General features: G+C 25.0%; 14 protein-coding genes and 1 pseudogene. 10 read left to right on the forward strand and 5 right to left on the reverse strand.

Translation table 11 applies throughout. The features are described from left to right. Positions 1–3: 3 nt before the first annotated feature. Positions 4–1938, reverse strand: coding sequence for an ankyrin repeat domain-containing protein (locus ADFLV_RS14130; protein WP_129010784.1), 1935 nt, complete (start codon positions 1936–1938; stop codon positions 4–6). A 61-nt stretch (positions 1939–1999) separates the two neighbouring features. Further along, positions 2000–3571: a helicase-related protein gene (locus ADFLV_RS14135; protein ID WP_014475381.1), complete on the reverse strand. Its 1572-nt coding sequence runs from the start codon at positions 3569–3571 to the stop codon at positions 2000–2002. 172 nt (positions 3572–3743) lie between these two features. On the opposite strand from ADFLV_RS14135, the gene trmA reads away from it, so the two are divergent. From trmA to ADFLV_RS14150, 3 genes are all read left to right on the forward strand, one after another. Further along, on the forward strand, positions 3744–4865 hold the full coding sequence (gene trmA, locus ADFLV_RS14140; RefSeq protein ID WP_129010782.1) for a tRNA (uridine(54)-C5)-methyltransferase TrmA: 1122 nt from the start codon (positions 3744–3746) through the stop codon (positions 4863–4865). A gap of 106 nt (positions 4866–4971) precedes the next feature. Continuing rightward, complete coding sequence (locus ADFLV_RS14145) at positions 4972–6258, forward strand: ATP-binding protein (RefSeq protein ID WP_129010780.1); 1287 nt, start codon at positions 4972–4974, stop codon at positions 6256–6258. Between the two features lie 169 nt (positions 6259–6427). Then, on the forward strand, positions 6428–7282 hold the full coding sequence (locus tag ADFLV_RS14150) for a flagellin N-terminal helical domain-containing protein (protein WP_129010778.1): 855 nt from the start codon (positions 6428–6430) through the stop codon (positions 7280–7282). A gap of 46 nt (positions 7283–7328) precedes the next feature. On the opposite strand, the gene ADFLV_RS14155 is transcribed toward ADFLV_RS14150, so the two are convergent. After that, positions 7329–9371 (reverse strand): 6-hydroxymethylpterin diphosphokinase MptE-like protein, encoded by a 2043-nt coding sequence (locus tag ADFLV_RS14155; RefSeq protein WP_129010777.1) that lies wholly within the window; start codon positions 9369–9371, stop codon positions 7329–7331. Positions 9372–9443: 72 nt separating this feature from the next. Between ADFLV_RS14155 and ADFLV_RS14160 the strand changes: the two genes are divergently transcribed. The 7 genes and pseudogenes from ADFLV_RS14160 to ADFLV_RS14190 form a co-directional block, all read left to right on the forward strand. After that, entirely contained in the window at positions 9444–10403 is a 960-nt protein-coding gene (locus ADFLV_RS14160) for a hypothetical protein (protein ID WP_129010775.1), read from the forward strand. Continuing rightward, positions 10400–11449, forward strand: coding sequence for an N-acetylneuraminate synthase family protein (locus ADFLV_RS14165; RefSeq protein WP_129010773.1), 1050 nt, complete (start codon positions 10400–10402; stop codon positions 11447–11449). Before ADFLV_RS14160 ends, ADFLV_RS14165 begins: the two co-directional genes overlap by 4 nt. Before the next feature lie 9 nt (positions 11450–11458). Further along, positions 11459–12835: an MBL fold metallo-hydrolase gene (locus ADFLV_RS14170; RefSeq protein ID WP_108527276.1), complete on the forward strand. Its 1377-nt coding sequence runs from the start codon at positions 11459–11461 to the stop codon at positions 12833–12835. Further along, the gene (locus ADFLV_RS14175; RefSeq protein ID WP_046998365.1) at positions 12832–13125 is read left to right on the forward strand and encodes a hypothetical protein; all 294 of its coding nucleotides are present in this window, start codon (positions 12832–12834) and stop codon (positions 13123–13125) included. Before ADFLV_RS14170 ends, ADFLV_RS14175 begins: the two co-directional genes overlap by 4 nt. 1 nt (position 13126) lies before the next feature. Continuing rightward, positions 13127–13828, forward strand: coding sequence for an SDR family NAD(P)-dependent oxidoreductase (locus ADFLV_RS14180; protein ID WP_108527275.1), 702 nt, complete (start codon positions 13127–13129; stop codon positions 13826–13828). Next, entirely contained in the window at positions 13825–15183 is a 1359-nt protein-coding gene (locus ADFLV_RS14185) for an ANL family adenylate-forming protein (RefSeq protein WP_228712366.1), read from the forward strand. The genes ADFLV_RS14180 and ADFLV_RS14185 overlap by 4 nt, the downstream gene beginning before the upstream one ends. Before the next feature lie 12 nt (positions 15184–15195). Next, positions 15196–15468 (forward strand): annotated as a pseudogene (locus tag ADFLV_RS14190) (transposase); the annotation flags it as partial. A gap of 79 nt (positions 15469–15547) precedes the next feature. Here ADFLV_RS14190 and ADFLV_RS14195 read toward each other — a convergent pair. Together ADFLV_RS14195 and ADFLV_RS14200 are read right to left on the reverse strand one after the other, a co-directional pair. Continuing rightward, positions 15548–16804, reverse strand: coding sequence for an FkbM family methyltransferase (locus tag ADFLV_RS14195; RefSeq protein ID WP_129010772.1), 1257 nt, complete (start codon positions 16802–16804; stop codon positions 15548–15550). A 10-nt stretch (positions 16805–16814) separates the two neighbouring features. Continuing rightward, the gene (locus ADFLV_RS14200; RefSeq protein ID WP_129010770.1) at positions 16815–18326 is read right to left on the reverse strand and encodes an amino acid adenylation domain-containing protein; all 1512 of its coding nucleotides are present in this window, start codon (positions 18324–18326) and stop codon (positions 16815–16817) included. Position 18327 lies beyond the last annotated feature (1 nt).

The following is an 18327-nucleotide window of genomic DNA, read 5'->3' on the forward strand; positions in this document are numbered from 1 at the left end:
TTCTTAAACTAAAGCTTCATTTATCTCTTTTTTTAAATTTTCTACAACTTCTTCTAAAGCATTTTTCATTTTTGTATCACTTATATTTGCACTTACCAATTTATCTAAATTTTTCTGTCTATCTTTGAAAAATTGTGCAACTTTTCTATTTTTTGGATTTCTATTATACATTAAAACTCCAGAAGCCACCAATGCTACAACCAATCTTGCATGTCCAAAAATTGCCGCATAATTAAGTAAAGTAAAACCTGAATTATCTGGTTGATTCATATCTGCACCAGCAGCAATTAACCAACGTGCAATTTTATAATTCCCATGCCATTGAGTATGATGAAGTGCTGTTCTTCCATGAATATCTTTAATCGTTAAATCTGCTTTTTTTGTAAGCAATTTTTCAACAACTGTTAAATCATTTGCAATTACAGCTTTATGAATAACTGTTCTTCCATCATTATCTTGAATATCAATGTTTATTCTATATTTTAAGAAATTTACTAATCTTTCAACAAAAGCTTCTCTATCTTTTTTATCTTTTAGTTTCAATCCTTCTTCAACCATATACATCAAAGGTGTACAACCATGTTTATCTGAAATATTTAAATTTACACCATAATTTATAATTGTTCTTAATGTATCAAAATCATTATATAAAACTAAATCAAATAAAATATTTTTTCCATCTAATCTCTGTGTTTCAATATTTGGTCGATAGGTTAGTACTTTTTTAAGTAAAACATCATACTTTTCATCTTCTTTTATATAAAGTGTTAATTGAGGATTTGGTTTTTTAAAACCTTTATTAATTGCAATAATTTCTACGATATCATCAACTACACTTTTTTCATCTAAATCTCTAGCATCAAGATTTGCACCTTTTAATACTAAGAAATCCATCATTTTGTAGTTTGAATAACCTTTTAAAATCTCTTTGTAAATGATATTTTTATTATTTTCATCACTTACATTTACATTTGCACCACAATTTACTAAAAATTCTGCATTTGAAAAATTCTTATTTTCTATTTCTCTTTGGAGTGTTGTTTTTCCATCTTCATGAATTTTATCAATTTCTAAACCGTTATCTATAAATAAAAGTGCTAAAGGTAAATAATCCTTATCAGGAGTAATTAATTTATATTTACCTTCTAAATCTTTAGGTCCATTTTTTTGTAAATCAACAATATGTAAAAGTTCATCAATAATATTTTTATTATGATTATCGACAATATTCATATTTATATTTTTTTTAGCAAGAAGTTCTATTAAAGGTATATTTTTAGCCCCTTGTAAAATAGCATTAAAAAGAACATTCTGTCCATCTTTATCTAAAAAATTTACATTGATACCATTTAAAATCAAAGTTGAAGATATATTTATATCATCTTTTAAAACTGCCCTGAAAAGTGCGGTTTGATGATTTTCATCCAATGTATTTAAACTGTCTAAGTTATTTACAACATCTTTTAAAATAGTTAAATTTTCACCTTCAACAGCATCAAATAAAACGGTTTTTCCATAACTATCTTTTATATCAAAATCAGGATTATATGTCATTAAGATTTGGAACATTTTTTGATTGCCAAGTAAAGCAATATCTTGTAAAATTGTTCTACCTGAACTATTTTTTCTATTTATATTAAAACCATTTTCAATTAAAAATCTAACCATCATACCGTCAGATCTTTCACAAGCTTCATCTAAAACAGTTTTTCCATAAGTATCTTCTAAATTTATATTTGCACCATTTAACAATAAAATTTTAATTGCATCTAATTTTTTCTTAGCAACTAATGAAAAAAGTATAGAACGCCCTTTTTCATCTTTTTTATTTAAATCAATTCCTCTATTTATGTATCTTTGAATTTTGCTAACATCTAAATTTTCAGAGAATAACTCTTTATAAAAAAGGTCTTCATTTACCTTAAAAAAATTAAACACTAAAATATTCCTTTATATCTTTGCAACTTTTATTAAACTTTACATTTTAGCTAATTTTTTATTAAATTGTTTTTCTACTTCTTGGTTTATAATTTTTTTTCATATTATTTTCTTTTTTCTCTTTTGTAAATCTTTTTTTAGGATATGATTTTTCAGAATTATCTTCTTCAATCAAATTTCCTTTTAAAGATTTTTCAATAAAACTATTAAACGAATTTCTTAAAATATAAGCTTTATCATGGTCTGGGAAAAGTTCAGGCATTTTATATGAAAGCCATAAATATAAAGAGATTTTTTTAACCTCATCTTCTACTAAAAGCAAATCCTTTTGAGTGATTGCTTTTTTGGGTAGTGTAATTGAAGGTTTATAATGACAAACTCTTTTTTTAATCACGCTTGCAATATATGATTCATAAGCTTGTAAAATAATTGTTGATTTTGTAGTGATTGGAGCTTGTGCAAGAAGATATTTATCTTCAAGTTTTAAATTAAATCTTGTATCAACTATCTTTGCAGCTTCAAGCATAGATGAAATATTAGCAGCTCTAAAAGGTCCTGAAAAATACATATTATCTGCAAAAAATTTTAATACTTTTGTTAAAGAATTAGTTTTTATATGACTTGCTAAGCTTTCTAGTTGATTGTTATTTATTTTTACTTTAAATGGCGGTTTTATAGTTCTAATTGGAGATTCAAATTCTTGAGCTATATAAGCTAAAACATCTCTTCTTGTTGCACCTAAATATCCAGCTTCAAAATGTCCATATCTTCCTGCTCGACCAGCTATTTGTACTATTTCATTAACTGTTATTTTTCTTCTACTCTTTCCATCAAATTTTTCATCTGTTGTAAATAAAATAGTTTTAATTGGAAGATTTAATCCCATTGCAATTGCATCTGTTGCAATTAGAATTTGTGTTTTTTTCTCTCTAAATCTTTTTGCTTCATCACGTCTTACTTCAGGAGATAAATTTCCATAAATAACAGAAACAGAATATTTCTTTTGCAATTTTTGTTTTAATTTTAAAACATCACTTCTTGAAAAAGCAATCAATGCTGTTCCATCTTCAAGTTTTTCTAAAGAAGTCCATTTTGGTAAAACTTTTAACTCATTTTTTCTTTGATGTTTTATGATTTCTAATTCTTCACCCAAATAAGTTGCAATTCTTTTTATAGCATCAAGAGCATTTACACTTCCTGTCATAATGATTTTTTTTGCAGGACATCCAATAATAGCATTTACCCATGCCCAACCTCTATCAGGGTCTTCTAGCATTTGAACTTCATCAATAACAGCAACATCAACATCTAAGTCAAAATCTAACATTTCAATAGTTGAACAAACATGTGCAGCTTCTTCATCTAACATTTGTTCTTCACCAGTAATAAGTGAAGCATTTATTTTTGATTCTTTTAAATCCTCATAACCTTCTAGTGCTAAAAGTCGTAAAGGTGCTAAATAAAGTCCAGAATTTGCCTCTTTTAATTTTTGCATTGCATTATATGTTTTCCCACTATTTGTAGGACCTACATAAAACTCTAGTTTTCGATTTAGACTTCTTGCTAATGGATATAAAGTTTTTAAATCACAGTTTAATAAGGTTTGTAGTTGTTCTTGCCAATTTTCTTTCATAGGCGTATTATATACAATAGAATATAATATCAGATTAAACAAAGATCTTAAGTGCAACTCGTTGCACTCTTTAGGATTTTGCTACTTTTAACAAAATTTATTTTTGTGTGAAAAAGTAGATAAAACAATATTGGTTCCCTTAAAATTAGGGAATCTAATTTTAAGGAACATAATGAATTGTAAATATTTTGGTATTTGTGCATCTTGTACACTTTTTGATAAAACTTATGAAGAACAACTAAACTACAAAATTCAAAGGAAAAAAGAGAGATTTTCTAACTTTACAACAATGGAATTTGATATTATCAAAAGTAGTGAGTCAAATTTTAGAAATCGTGCAGAGTTTAGAATTTGGTGGGAAAAAGATGCAGAGGGAAATGAGATTTTATCTTATGCTATGAATGACTTCAAAAAAAATATTTTAAAAATTGATTCATGTGAAATGGTAAGCCCTCATATAAAAGAGCTTATGCCAAAACTTATAACAAAGTTAGAAAGTGATTTAGAACTCTCTTATAAACTTTTTGCCGTTGAATTTTTAGGAAGTTCAACAAATGATATGTTAGTAACTTTGATTTATCATAAAAAACTTGAAGAGAATTGGATAACAAAAGCAAAAGAAATTGAGTCAGCATTAAATATAAAAATCATAGGAAGAAGTAGAAAACAAAAAATTGTTTTAACAAATGACTACATAAATGAAACTTTAAATATCACTAATCAAGATTTCTTTTTTGCTTATGAAGAAAATGGTTTCACTCAACCAAATACAAAAGTAAATATCCAAATGATTCAATGGGTTTTAAATAACACTCAAGCTTCAACAAAAGATTTATGTGAGTTATATTGTGGTGGTGGAAATTTTACAATACCCTTATCTACAAAATTTAGAAAAGTTTTAGCCACAGAAATTTCAAAAACTTCTATAAAATCAGCTTTGAGAAACTGTAAATTAAATAATATTTCAACTATTAGTTTTATACGTATGAGTGCCGAAGAGTTTGTACAAGGACTAAATAAAGTAAGAGTTTTCAATAGATTAAAAGATATAAATTTAGATGATTATGAATTTGATACTATTTTTATGGACCCACCGCGTTCAGGTCTTGATGATACAACAAGAGCATTAGCAAAAGATTTTTCTAATATTATCTATATTTCATGTAATCCAGAAACTTTACATAGAGACTTAGAAGAGCTAACAAAAACACATGAAATCGTAAGATTTGCACTATTCGACCAGTTTGCTTTTACAAATCATATTGAAAGTGGTGTGATTTTGAAAAGAAAATAGGAACTTGAAACTTGTTTCAAGCCCTATAACTTCAAAGCATTAAAAAATCTTCTAAAAGTATTTTATTTTATTCCTTACAAAGAAAAAAAACTATAAAATCTTCTTTATGAAAAAGAAACAACTACTAAAACAGATTATCAGAGATTTTCATTTAAGTGAAAATTTTGATGTAAAACCTAGAAATATACAACCACCAATTGATACAAAAAAAATAATTACCTTAATTGGTGTAAGAAGATGTGGTAAAACTTCAATTTTTTATCACATGATAAATCAACTTATCGAAAAAATAGAAAAAACAAAAATACTATTTTTGAATTTTGAAGATGAAAGATTTGAGTTAAATAGTGATGAATTAGATTTAATATTACAAGCTTATATGGAATTGTATCCATCATATAAACTAAGTGAGTGTTATTTTTTCTTTGATGAAATTCAAAATATTCCTAATTGGGAAAAATTTATTCGAAGAATGTATGACACTATTAGTAAAAATATTTTTATTACAGGTTCTAACTCAAAACTTCTAAGTTCTGAAATTGCAACTAGTCTAAGAGGAAGAACTTTAAACTTTGAGATATTTCCTCTCTCTTTTAAAGAATATTTATCTTTTAAAGATATAGAAGTAGATTTTTATTCATCAAAAAGTTTAGCCTTTATAAAAAATGCCCAAGAAAGTTTTCTGAAAAATGGCTCTTTCCCTGAAATTCTATTTTTAGAAGAGATTTATGCAAATAAAACTTTACAAGAATATTTTAATGTACTTTTATATAAAGACTTAGCCGAGAGATACAACATAACAAATACTGTAGCTTTAAAGTTTTTTCTAAAACGAATAATATCATCAAGTACAAAACAAATTTCAATTAATAAAATCTTTAATGAATTAAAATCAAGTGGAATTAAAATAGGTAAAAATACTCTATATGAGTTTTTAGAATATGTTCAAAATATATATTTAGCATTGACTTTACAAAAATATGACAATTCTTTAATAAACAAAGAATTGGGAGAAAAAAAAATTTATAGTATAGATATTGGATTAAATAATGCAACAGAATTTAGATTTTCTGATGATATTGGAAAATCACTTGAAAATGCTGTATTTTTAGAGTTGAAAAGGAAAGAGTTTGATATTTACTATTATAGAACTTCTAAAAGTGAATGTGACTTTTTGGTATTTGATAAAAACACTATCAGTGATGTTATTCAAGTGACATTTGATATGAGTGATGAAAATACAAAAAGTAAAGAAATAAAAGGTTTAATTGAAGCTTGTAAAAATTTTGATCTAAAAAGTGGAACAATAATCACTTTTGATAGTGAAGATGAACTAATAGAAAATGGTATAAAAATAAAAATCATACCTTTTTACAAATGGTCGATAATTTAATCTAATTTTAAGAAATGTTATACAATAATTCTCTTATAACTTTAGGGTTCAAGAGAATCCGAAAAGAGAAAAATTTTCTCTTTATGCTTGCTACTTTTATAAGGAACAAGAACGTTTAAGGCTGTGATAAACTCTTATCACAATGTGTCATAATCAAAAAGGATTTATTATGAGAATTAATACTAACGTTTCATCTTTAACAGCTCAAGAAGCTGCACAAAATACAACTAAAACTATTACAAGTTCATTAGAGAAACTTTCTACTGGTCTTAGAATTAACAAAGCTTCTGATGATGCTTCTGGTTTAGCAATCGCTGATAAGTTAAGAACTCAAGCAACTTCAATTAACCAAGGTATCTCTAATGGTAACTCTGCTGTTTCATTACTGCAAATTGCAGATAAATCAATGGCAGAGCAATCAAACATCTTAGATACAATTAAATCTAAATTAATTCAAGCTAATACAGCAACTACTTCAGATGATGGTAGAGAGTCTATTAGAAAAGATATTAGTAAACTTTTAACGCAGTTAGATAATATTGCTGGGCAAACAAACTATAATGGTACATATCTTTTACAAAGTGGTGCGGGAAGTGCAGGAAATGCTGCGTCTACAGCTTTAGAATTCCAAGTAGGGGAAAAAGCTGCAGATATAATAACAAATGAAGCTGTTCAGTCAAATACAACAGGATTAAGTCTAACTTCTCTAACTGCACTTACTACTAGTGGAAGTTTAACACTAGCATTAGCTAGTAGTGAGCAAACGACAATTGATAATGCGATTACAACACTAAATGGGTATAGAGGAAATATAGGTTCTACTCAAAACCAAGTTGAATCTGCGGTTAGAAACTTAATGACTCAAGCAACTAATGTAAAAGCTGCTGAATCTATCATTAGAGATGTTGATTATGCACAAGAGTCTGCAAACTTCAACAAACAAAACATCATTTCTCAAGCTGGTTCTTATGCAATCAGTCAAGCTAATGCTGTTCAACAAAATGTTTTAAGATTATTACAATAATTTTAAATATTAAATAAAGGAAGATTGAAAACAATCTTCCTTCTCTCTATTTTATAACTCTTTCTAAAAAAATTATATAATCTTTTACTAAATCACTTATTTGTTCTAGAAAAATTTTTTGTATTATTTTTGTTTTTTTAGTTTCTTCTTTTATTCTTTCATCGTTAAAACAATAATTTAAATATGGAAAAATAATATTATAATAATTTGTTAAAATATCAAAAAAAACAAAATCTTTTTGTTTATAAAAAATATTTATAAAATCTACAACTAAAGATAAAAAATCATCAAAGAATCTAATTTCATAATTTTCAAATTCTAAAATTTTTTGTTCAATCTTATTATTTAAAAAGTCCAAATGTAATTTAAAAATATCTTTATTCTTATCATTTAAATTTATTATTGAATATTCATTTAAAGAAGCAATCAATTTATCAGTATTTAAATTAAGTTTTTCTAATTCTTTTAATCTAGAATCAGTAATTTTTAATGGAATCGTTGAAACAAAGTAAGCTCCATGGATTGAAAGATTATATATATTTGTACTTATATTTTTTGTAGATAAAATATATTTTTCCAAAAAATTTATGCTAGTATTAAAAAGTGCTGTTGTAAAGACTTCATCTAAAAAATTACCCTTAACTTTTAAAATATTTTTTCTTAGTCCAAAAGTATTTCTATCTTCACTTGAATATAAATGGAAACTATCAATTCCAGAATTACTATTTTCTGAATGAGTTAATCCTGTATTCTGATTTAATGCCATATCTAAACCTATTAAATAAATATTTTTTGCATTCATTTTTATTAATATATCCAATGTAACCTCTCCTACACTTGGTCCATTAAAAGCTATATTGTCTTGAATTAATGAATGAAAAACTTCATATAAAAAAAGATTCTTTTGATTAAATTTTTTTAATACTCTTTCATGAGTCATCGTTGAAGCTAATATTATTGTATTTGAAGAAATCTTATTTATACTTTCATCATCAAATTGTAAATCATTTAATATAGACAATTGCTCATCTAAAGTTATTATCATATTAATGGCAATATCATTTTCAATTAATTTTTTATAAATTGCTCCAATTGTTACAATAAAGAATTTATTCTGATTTGTTCGAATCCATTCTAAATTATCATCTAATGATGGTCCTGCTGCTATATATAAAATTGGTTTATCTTCAAAAAAGTCAAAGTTTTTATTTATTTCATTGAAATTTAATATCTTGTAACTCTCACTAATATATTTTGTTGTTCGATTAAGATATACGTACATTTTTCTATTATAATCATATATGGATGATTTTTTTGATATTAATTCTAATAAGACCTGATCTATGAATTGTCCTATATTTATATTTGTTGTCGATACTTTTATTAGATAATTATCTAATTCATAAATATTACAAAAAAGTTCTATCTTTTTCTTTTCATCTTCTTTTTTATCCATAATAGAAAAGATTACTCCTCTTTTTGCTAAAACAGAATAATCAACACAAAATAAAGAAAGTCTAAATATTTCTAAGTTTCTTTCAAAAACTAAATACAATTTAGCATCTAATTTATTAGCAATTTTAGGTATATGTCTTCCTAATAAAGTCCCTGCAAAAATAAGTTTTTCAACTTTTTTTAATCTTTTTTTATTACCATTGGGGAAATCTTTTGTGATTTTTTGATAAGCTTTCATTTGATTATTTGTTAACAATAAAGACTGTTCTAAATTTTCTATATTAAATCTATTTTCTATATTTATGTTATTATCTTCTTTTATAGTAAAAAGTTCTTCTATATTAAAAATTGAATTTTTATTATCTTTTTCCATTTTTTTAACAAGTTCATCATTTATCTTTTTAGCTTTTCTATTATAAAGATACTTATTATTCAATATATCAAATATATCAAAATCTCCATTTTCCATTATAAATTCTAATACATATTTTTCTATATAAGTTCCATTTTCTATCATGCGTGACAACTCATCAATTCTATGATAAAGTTCATTATCATATTCACTTAAAAAAGCTAAATTAGCTAAAAAAGTTGTAGTAAGTGCATTTTGTAATTCCAATTGAGTTTGAGTCATAATTCACCTTTATTTGTAATTTAATTTTAGAATTGTTTAAATCAATAATCTTTATTATAGTATAATCTTATTATGATAATAGTACATGCAAAAGGCAATAGCCAATTAGGAATAGGAAATCTTTCCAGATCATATGAATTAATAAAATATTTATCTATTACTAAAGATGTTATTGGTATTTTTGAATGTGATGAGAATATTTTCAGAAGATATGATATAAATAATATCTATAGAGTAAATAATTTAAATGAAGCATTAGAATTAGTTACAAAATATAAATCTTTTATTTATATTAGCGATTTAGTATCTCCAAAAAAAGAATTAAGTTCATTTTTAAAAGAAAATGGAGCTAAACAAATTTTACATTTTAATGGAATAAATTCTGGTTTTGAACCTGATATTCTATTTGTGACTGATGGTTTTGACTATGAATTCTTTGATAATCGATTTAAAATTTATCGAGGATTCGAATACTATATTGTTGGAAATGAAGTAATTAAAAATAGAAAAAAAAAACTAAAGCATATCAAATCTATAAAAAACATTCTAATTTGTTTTGGTGGAGCAGATCCTGCTTTTTTTACTGAATATTTTGCTAAAAATATAAATGATTTTAAATATAATTATAAGATTGTACTAGGTCCTGCTATGCCTAAAAATCGAAAAGAAAATATTTTAACTATAAAAAAAAACAATATAGAATACATAGATAGCCCAAAAAATATGATTGAATTACTTTTAAATAGTGATTTATTAATAACTCTTGGAGGAATGACTACATATGAAGCAATGTGCTTAGGAGTTCCTGCAAGTGCTGTGAGATGGAACTATTTAGAATATATTGTAAAAAGTTTTGGAGAAAAAAATATGATTACAGATTTAGGAAATATAGATGAAGCTTATGAAAACTTATTAAATTTAAATTTAGATAATGTAAATAAAGTTTGTAAAAATGCCTATAATATAATCGATGGAAGTGCTTTAAAAAATATTGAAAAGGTTATTAATTCAATAAATGGAGAGAGTTTATGATAAAAATTGGTAGTAAAATAATCTCAAATGATAGTCCTACATTTATAGTTGCAGAAGTTGGAGCAAATCATAATGGAGATTTAGAACTTGCAAAAAAAAGTATAGATGCTGCAGTAGAGTGTGGGGTTGATGCAGTTAAATTTCAAACATATACAACAGAAGAATTATTGTCAAATGAAGATGACATTATAGGCTATGGTAAAGATGAAGAGAGTATCATAAGAGAACCTTTAAAAAATCTATTTGATAGAATATCTTTAAAAAGAGATTTTCACAAAGAGATCTTTAATTATGCAAAATCAAAAGGGCTTATTTGCTTCTCCACTCCATTTAGTACACAAGGAGTTATCTTTTTAGAAGAAATTGATAATCCAATATACAAAATAGCTTCATCAGATGTAAATTATGTAGACATGATAGAGGTTATTGGAGCTACAGAAAAACCAGTTTTTTTGTCTACAGGAAAATGTACGCTTTCAGAGATGGATATGGCTATTGAATTGTTACAAAAAAGTGGAACCACGGATTTGTGTCTATTGCACTGTATTGCAAACTATCCATCTAAGATGGAAAATATGAATTTAAATGTGATAAAAACTTTAAAACAGATGTACCCAGAGTGTATCATAGGATTTTCAGACCATTCATTAGGTATTACTGCTTCTTTAGGAGCTGTATGTTTTGGAGCAAAAATTATAGAAAAACATTTTACCATCGATAAAAATTTAGATGGTCCAGATCACTGGTTTAGTATGGATCCAAACGATATGAAAAATCTTGTTACTGAAATAAGAAATTTAGAAGTAGCATTTGGAACTCAAAGAAAATTTTTATCCCAAAATGAAGTACCAGAAAAGCATTGGGCTACAAGATCTTTACATGTCAATAAAAATTTAAAGGTAGGAGATATTATAAATAAAGAAGATTTGGATATGTTAAGACCAGGATATGGAATATCTCCTTTTGACAAAGATAAAGTTATAGGAATGAAGCTAGAAAAAGATATACAAGAAGGGACTGTATTAGAATGGACTCATTTCAAATAAAGGGTAAAATTGGAACTTATAGTTTGTAATAATAATGAAATAGGTATAAATAGCTATATTCTTAAAGTTGATAATAGAGTAGTAGTTATTGATCCTAATGACTATGAAGAAATTGTTCATACTATTGGTGAGTGTAGTTTAGATTATATTCTTTTAACTCATGAGCATTTTGATCATATAATGGCAGTTGATAAATTAAGAGATACGTATAAGGCTAAAGTGATTGCACAGAAATTTGCGAGTGAACATATACAGTTCGCATCAAAAAATTTATCAAAATTTTCTAATATCATATTGGATTTTATGAATAAGACTATTAGTTCTCCCATCAAAGAATTTGTAGTTAAAGAAGCAGATATTACATATGAAGATTTTTATGAGTTAAGTTGGGAAGGATATGATTTTTTATTTACCCATACACCAGGTCATACAAAAGGAAGTTCTTGTATATTAGTAAATAATTGTTTGTTTAGTGGTGATTCTCTTTTTGAATGTTGCGAGACTGATACAAAAGGAGTTGGAACTAGCAGAAAAGAATATGAACAAATAACTATATCTTTTTTTAAATCACTTGAAAATACTATAACTGTATATGCTGGACACTATCATAGTTTTATTTTGGAAGATAAATTAAAAGCAAGAGAAAAAGCTATTCAAATTTTTAAAAGTAGACCAAAATATACAAATTTATTTTTAAATTATAATGATTTTTTGAACATTCTAGATAATTCTAATTTTTTTGTCAGAAATGATAGTATTTTTATAATGAAGAAGTATTCTGGTTTTTACAAGTTTTATTACTTTGTAAATGATTATAAAAATTTAAATAATTTAAATGATTTTTTTGGTTTATATAAACAACCTGTTATTATTGAAATAATTTCATGTAGAGAAATAGATGAAGGTATTTATACAAAAATTGGATTTAAACCTTATAAAATTTATTCAAGATATAGAACAGACAAGAAAAATAAAAATTTTGATATAGTAAAAATAGCAAATATAGAAGATATGGAAGATATATCAACATTAATTAATGAAACTTTTGATCCTTTAGGTGATTATATTCCAAGTAATGATGAACTTATTGAGTTAATTTTAAAAAAAGAAGTTTTTATTATAAAAGTTGATAATAAGTTAGCAGGTGTATCAATTTATGAAAAAAGACATAAAAATTATTACTTTAGATTATCTTGTGTTCATCCTAATCATAGACCAGGATTAATAGGTTATATGTTGGCTTCAACTTCTCCAAAGGATGGAAATATCTATTCTGCTTGGGTTGATGATAAAAATTTAGAAGCCATAAAGCTAAATACTTTATTAGGTTATAAAATAGATGGAACTAAAAACTATATTTTTATTAAAAATAAGGAAACAATATGAGTTTAGAAAAAATTGAGAATATAATAATAGAATCTTTAAAAGAATATAATCAATCGTTAGGAAGTAGTGAATTAAAGAATTGTACAGCACAAACAAGACTTTATGGTGAAAAAAGTGTTTTAGACAGTATAGGTTTGGTTTATTTAATAACAGATATTGAAGAAAAAATATCAGATAAATTTTCAAAAAATATAGTATTAGCAGATGAGAAAGCGATGAGCCAAAGAACTTCACCTTTTAGAGATGTAGAGACTTTAGCAAAATACATTCAAAATCTTTTAGAAGAATGATATGAATAAAGTTGTAGTTATAACTGGTACAAGTAAAGGTATAGGTAAATTTTTAGTTCAATATTATTTATTAAAAAACTATATTGTAATTGGTTGTAGTAGAACAAAAAGTTCAATTAATGATAAAAACTATAGACATTTTGATTTAGATGTTTGTGATGAAAAAGCTATTGTTGAGATGATTAGAAGCATAAAAAAAGAGTTCGGGAAAATTGATATTCTGTTAAATAATGCTGGAATTGCTTCTATGAATCATTTTATAACAACATCATATCAAAGTGTACAAAATATTTTTGCTACAAATTTTTTTGGTACTTTTCTTTTTACAAGAGAAGTTTCAAAAGTAATGATGAAACAAAAATTTGGAAGAATAGTAAACTATACAACAGTTGCAAAACCTCTAAGACTTGAAGGTGAGGCAATTTATGCTGCAAGTAAAGCTGCTATTGAAAACTTTACTCAAACTATAGCTAAAGAAGTTGCTTCATATGGAATTACTGTAAATGCAATAGGTCCAACACCAATACAAACAGATTTAATAAAGGCTATTCCAAAAGAAAAAATAGCAGAGCTTTTAAATAAACAAGCTATAAAAAGGTTTGGAACTTTTGAAGATATAATAAATGCTATTGAATTTTTTTGTGATGAAAAAAGTGATTTTATAACGGGGCAAATAATATATTTAGGCGGAGTAAATAATTGATAAATTGGATTTTTGATAATTTTAAAATATTTGGAAATAAAATAGCTATAAACTATAAAAATAGAAGTTATACATATTTGCAACTTTTTTTACAAATTAAAAAAATAGAAAAAGAGATAATCTCAAATGTTGCTAAAAATGAAGTTATAGCAATAATTGGAGATTATTCTTTTGAATCCATAGCCGTACTTTTTGCTTTATCTAAAAATAGAAATATTATTGTACCAATTACATCTGTAGCAGAAAATGAGATAAAAGATAAAATTGAAGAGTCTTTTTGTGATAAGATAATAAGAATCGTTGATGAAAAATATGTTGTTGAAAATAATATTCCAAAAGAAAAGCATCAGATTATAAAAGATCTTCAAGAAAAAAACAGTTCTGGACTTATATTATTTTCAAGTGGAAGTACAGCTAAGCCAAAAGCTATGATACATGACTTTGATATCTTATTAAACTCTTACAAAAATAAAAAAAAGAAATCTCTTAATATGATTGTATTCCTAATGTTTGACCATATTGGAGGATTAAATACTTTATTAAATATTCTTTCAATTGGTTCTACTATGATAATTCCAGAAAATAGAAATCCTGATGATATTTGTAAATTAATTCAAGATTATAAAATTACAGTTTTACCCTCTAGTCCAACTTTTTTAAATCTTATTTTAATGAATAATTCACATAATAAATATGATTTAAGTAGTTTAAAAATGATTACTTATGGCACAGAAACTATGCCAGATAGTCTATTAATTAGATTAAAAAATAGTTTTCCTAAAGTAAAGTTTCTACAAACATTTGGCACAAGTGAAACAGGAATTGCAAATACAAAATCAAAATCTTCAAACTCTACTTTTATGAAAATAGAAAATCTAGATTTAGAGTATAAAATAGTAGAAAATGAGCTTTGGCTAAAAAGTAAAACTCAAATTTTAGGATATTTAAACTCATCAATGGATAGTTTTACTAAAGATGGTTGGTTTAAGACTGGTGATTTAGTAGAAACTTTAGATGATGGTTACATAAAAATAATTGGAAGAAATAAAGAAGTTATAAATGTAGGTGGGCAAAAAGTTTTACCAAGTGAAGTTGAGTCTGTTATTTTATATATGAAAGAGATTGAAGATTGTATAGTTTATGGAGAAAAAAATTTAATTACAGGACAAACAGTGATTTGTGATGTTGTATTAAAAGAAGATATATCAAATATAAAAGTTTTGATTAGAAAATTTTGTAAAGATAAACTAGATAATTACAAAATACCTACAAAAGTTAATATTGTAGATAAAATAAATTTTACAGATAGATTTAAAAAAATAAGAGGAAGTATTAAAAAATCTGTGTCAATCTGATAAAATATATAGGAAAATTTAACAGTCTATTTTCAATATCCAGAAAATATAAGAAAAGTAATTTACACAACAAATCTAATAAAATCAGTTCATAGACAATTTAGAAATTTGACTAAAACAAAATGTGGATTTCCAAATGATAATAGCTTAAAACTACTTTTTATCGGGATCCAAAGTACTTCAAAAAAGTGTACAATGCCAGTTAGAAATTAGAGTTTAACAATTTCTCAATCTCTCAATATACTTTTTGAAAGAAAACTAGATAAAACATTAAAAAATTACTAGATGCTGACACAAAATCTTGAACTCTCCCTTACTTAATACAGATTTTTAAACCGTCTCAAAAATAAAAAAAATAATCCTCTTACTTTGGAATAGCATAGATAATAGTCTCTTCTTGAGTACACTCATAATGTCGCATTATTAATCTGTATTCAGGTAACCACTGTTTTAATAAAAGAGGTATATTCCATAAATCATCAAATTTATGATAAATTGAGATTGCTAATTTAGGTTTATATTTTATAATATTATTTATTCCGCCTAATAGAGCTTGAATTTCAAAAGTTTGTATATCCATTTTTATAAAAGTTGGAATATGATTTATTGTTTCATCTATTGAGACAACTTCAGTTTTTCTATTTGTAACTTCATTCGTACAAGATACTCCAACTCCTTCTCCATGAAGATAAAAAGTTTTATTCTTATAGTAAGTTCCAGCATTAATTATTGTAATTTTATCTTTTTGTTCTAACGTATCTACATATCTTTTTAACTCTTCAAAAGTATTTTTTTCAGGTTCATAACTATATATATGTTTAAATTTTTCATTTGTAACTTTTAAAAAAGATGCTATTGTATCACCAGTATAAGCACCACAATCAATAAAAACTTCATCTTCACAAAGAGTTAAAACTTCTTTATCAAAATATTGTAATGAAGTATCATCTTTAACTAAAATTGGGTAAAAATAGTCTTCAGTCAATTTAAATTTTAAAATAGCAGCAAAAACCTCTTTTGACTTTTTATCTTCTAATAAATTGTATAGAGTTATGATATTTACTATTTCAGAAGCAGTAAATTTATGGTTTAATTTATTTAAATCATATTCATCAAAGCCTTTTTGTTTTTTTTCTATAAGATTTAATGATAGAAGGTTTTTTGCCAAACTTCTCATACAATACATATGTTTAAATCCACTTCTATAAAAAGTATGAGTAAGATATGCGTAAGAATCTGTATTAAGAAAAATTACAACATCATCAGGGTTTTCATAAAATTCTTCTTTACTTATTAATTTTACTTTATCTCTATATTTATAGTATTTTTCTAAATCTAAGTATTTATAATCTAAACTATTTGAAAATACTCCACTTTTAGTTTTTATCTCTTCTTCTACCCAATCATAAGCTCCATAAACATCAACACCAAAATTTAGTTTAAAATATTTTACTATTGATTTTAAATAGTATCCCGTTCCAAAAAAAATAAACTTTTTTGTTTTACATAACTGTTTAAATCTTTCAAGTTTCTCTTCTTCGAATTTATGGTCAAATTTTTCATTTTGTGTATCAAATAGAACTTCAATTATCTCATTAAAATTTTTATCAATATTTAACATCTAATTCCTTTTAAACTAAAAATTCTTTTAATCTATTCCTATCAATTTTACCATTTATATTTAAAGGCATTGCCTCAAGTAAAATAAATTTTGTAGGAAGCATATATTTTGGTAATTTACTATGAAGTTCTAATAATATGTCTCTTTGAGTATTTTTCATTGTAGACTCATAAATCAAAACTATATTTTTATTTTCATTATCATATAAAACACAAGCATTATCAACTCCATTTATAGCCAAAATTGCTGTTTCAATCTCACCTAACTCTATTCTATATCCCATATGTTTTATCTGAAAATCTTTTCTTCCTTTATAGATTAATTCACCTTTTTCATTGTAGTAAACAATATCTCCCGTTCTATAAATCTTCTCTGGATAAGCTTTATTTAATGGATTTTGAGTAAATGTAAGAGCAGTTTTTTCTGGATCATTATAATATCCAAGTGCTAAAGAGCTACCTCTTACACAAAGTTCTCCTATTTTATTTGCTTCTATTATAAGCTTATCTTCTTGGTCAAGAACTAAGATATCTGTATTTTTACAAGCAAAACCAATAGGAAGTGGTTCATCATCTTTAAAATCTCTATTCACTATAAAATATGTACAATCAACTGTAATTTCAGTAGGTCCATATAAGTTTACAAATAGTGCATTTGGAATATAATTTTTCCAATAATTCATTATTTTTGTTGGCATTACTTCACCTGCAAAACTTACAAATCTTAATTCTAAATTTCTATTTTTTAATAAATCTAAAGTAACAATATTGGCCATAATAGAAGGAACCCAAAAAATAAAATTAATTGACTCTTTTTCAAGATAATCAACTAATTTCACAGGAAACATAAATAGATTTTCTGGAATTAAATTCAAAGTAGCTCCAGTCGATAACATTAAATAGATATCAAGAACAGAGTTATCAAAAATAAATGGAGCTTGATTTCCAATTTTAAAACTACTATCTATTTTAAAAGTATCAATAGCCCAATCTATATAATCTATTATAGATTTATGAGAAACAACTACACCTTTAGGTGTGCCAGTTGAACCTGAAGTATTAATTATATACGCAGGATTTGTATCTATTGATAAATTATAATTTGTAAAATTAAACCCTACTTCATTTTCAATTTCAATATTATCCAATAAAATTATTTCTATATTAAGATTTAAATCTTTTAGTAATTTTGCACTATTTATATTTGTAATAACATATTTTATTTCTAATTTTTTTATAATGGCTTCAACTCTTGAAATAGGATTTTTTATATCTAAAGGTACATAGAAATCTCCATTATAAACTATTCCTAAAAATGATTTAATTGCTTCAATAGATTTTGGTAAAAATACACCAATTGGTAAATTTCGATCTATATTCTTTAATTGTAAATATGAAGCAATATTTTTAGATTGTTTTTGTAAACATTTAAAAGATATATTACCTTTTTCATCAATTATTGCTGTTTTATTTGGGTATGTTTTTACTGTATTTTCTAAATACTCCAAGATATTTGTTTTCATA

The sequence above is a fragment of the Arcobacter defluvii genome (genome assembly GCF_013201725.1).
In the GTDB taxonomy this organism is placed as follows: domain Bacteria; phylum Campylobacterota; class Campylobacteria; order Campylobacterales; family Arcobacteraceae; genus Aliarcobacter; species Aliarcobacter defluvii.

Excerpts from the sequence above, each read along its gene's own strand:
- ADFLV_RS14165 (WP_129010773.1), top strand. The coding sequence starts at position 10,400 with ATGATAAAAATTGGTAGTAAAATAATCTCAAATGATAGTCCTACATTT.
- ADFLV_RS14155 (WP_129010777.1), bottom strand. The coding sequence starts at position 9,371 with ATGACTCAAACTCAATTGGAATTACAAAATGCACTTACTACAACTTTT.
- trmA (WP_129010782.1), top strand. The coding sequence starts at position 3,744 with ATGAATTGTAAATATTTTGGTATTTGTGCATCTTGTACACTTTTTGAT.
- ADFLV_RS14175 (WP_046998365.1), top strand. The coding sequence starts at position 12,832 with ATGAGTTTAGAAAAAATTGAGAATATAATAATAGAATCTTTAAAAGAA.
- ADFLV_RS14180 (WP_108527275.1), top strand. The coding sequence starts at position 13,127 with ATGAATAAAGTTGTAGTTATAACTGGTACAAGTAAAGGTATAGGTAAA.
- ADFLV_RS14150 (WP_129010778.1), top strand. The coding sequence starts at position 6,428 with ATGAGAATTAATACTAACGTTTCATCTTTAACAGCTCAAGAAGCTGCA.
- ADFLV_RS14160 (WP_129010775.1), top strand. The coding sequence starts at position 9,444 with ATGATAATAGTACATGCAAAAGGCAATAGCCAATTAGGAATAGGAAAT.
- ADFLV_RS14135 (WP_014475381.1), bottom strand. The coding sequence starts at position 3,571 with ATGAAAGAAAATTGGCAAGAACAACTACAAACCTTATTAAACTGTGAT.
- ADFLV_RS14195 (WP_129010772.1), bottom strand. The coding sequence starts at position 16,804 with ATGTTAAATATTGATAAAAATTTTAATGAGATAATTGAAGTTCTATTT.
- ADFLV_RS14200 (WP_129010770.1), bottom strand. The coding sequence starts at position 18,326 with ATGAAAACAAATATCTTGGAGTATTTAGAAAATACAGTAAAAACATAC.
- ADFLV_RS14145 (WP_129010780.1), top strand. The coding sequence starts at position 4,972 with ATGAAAAAGAAACAACTACTAAAACAGATTATCAGAGATTTTCATTTA.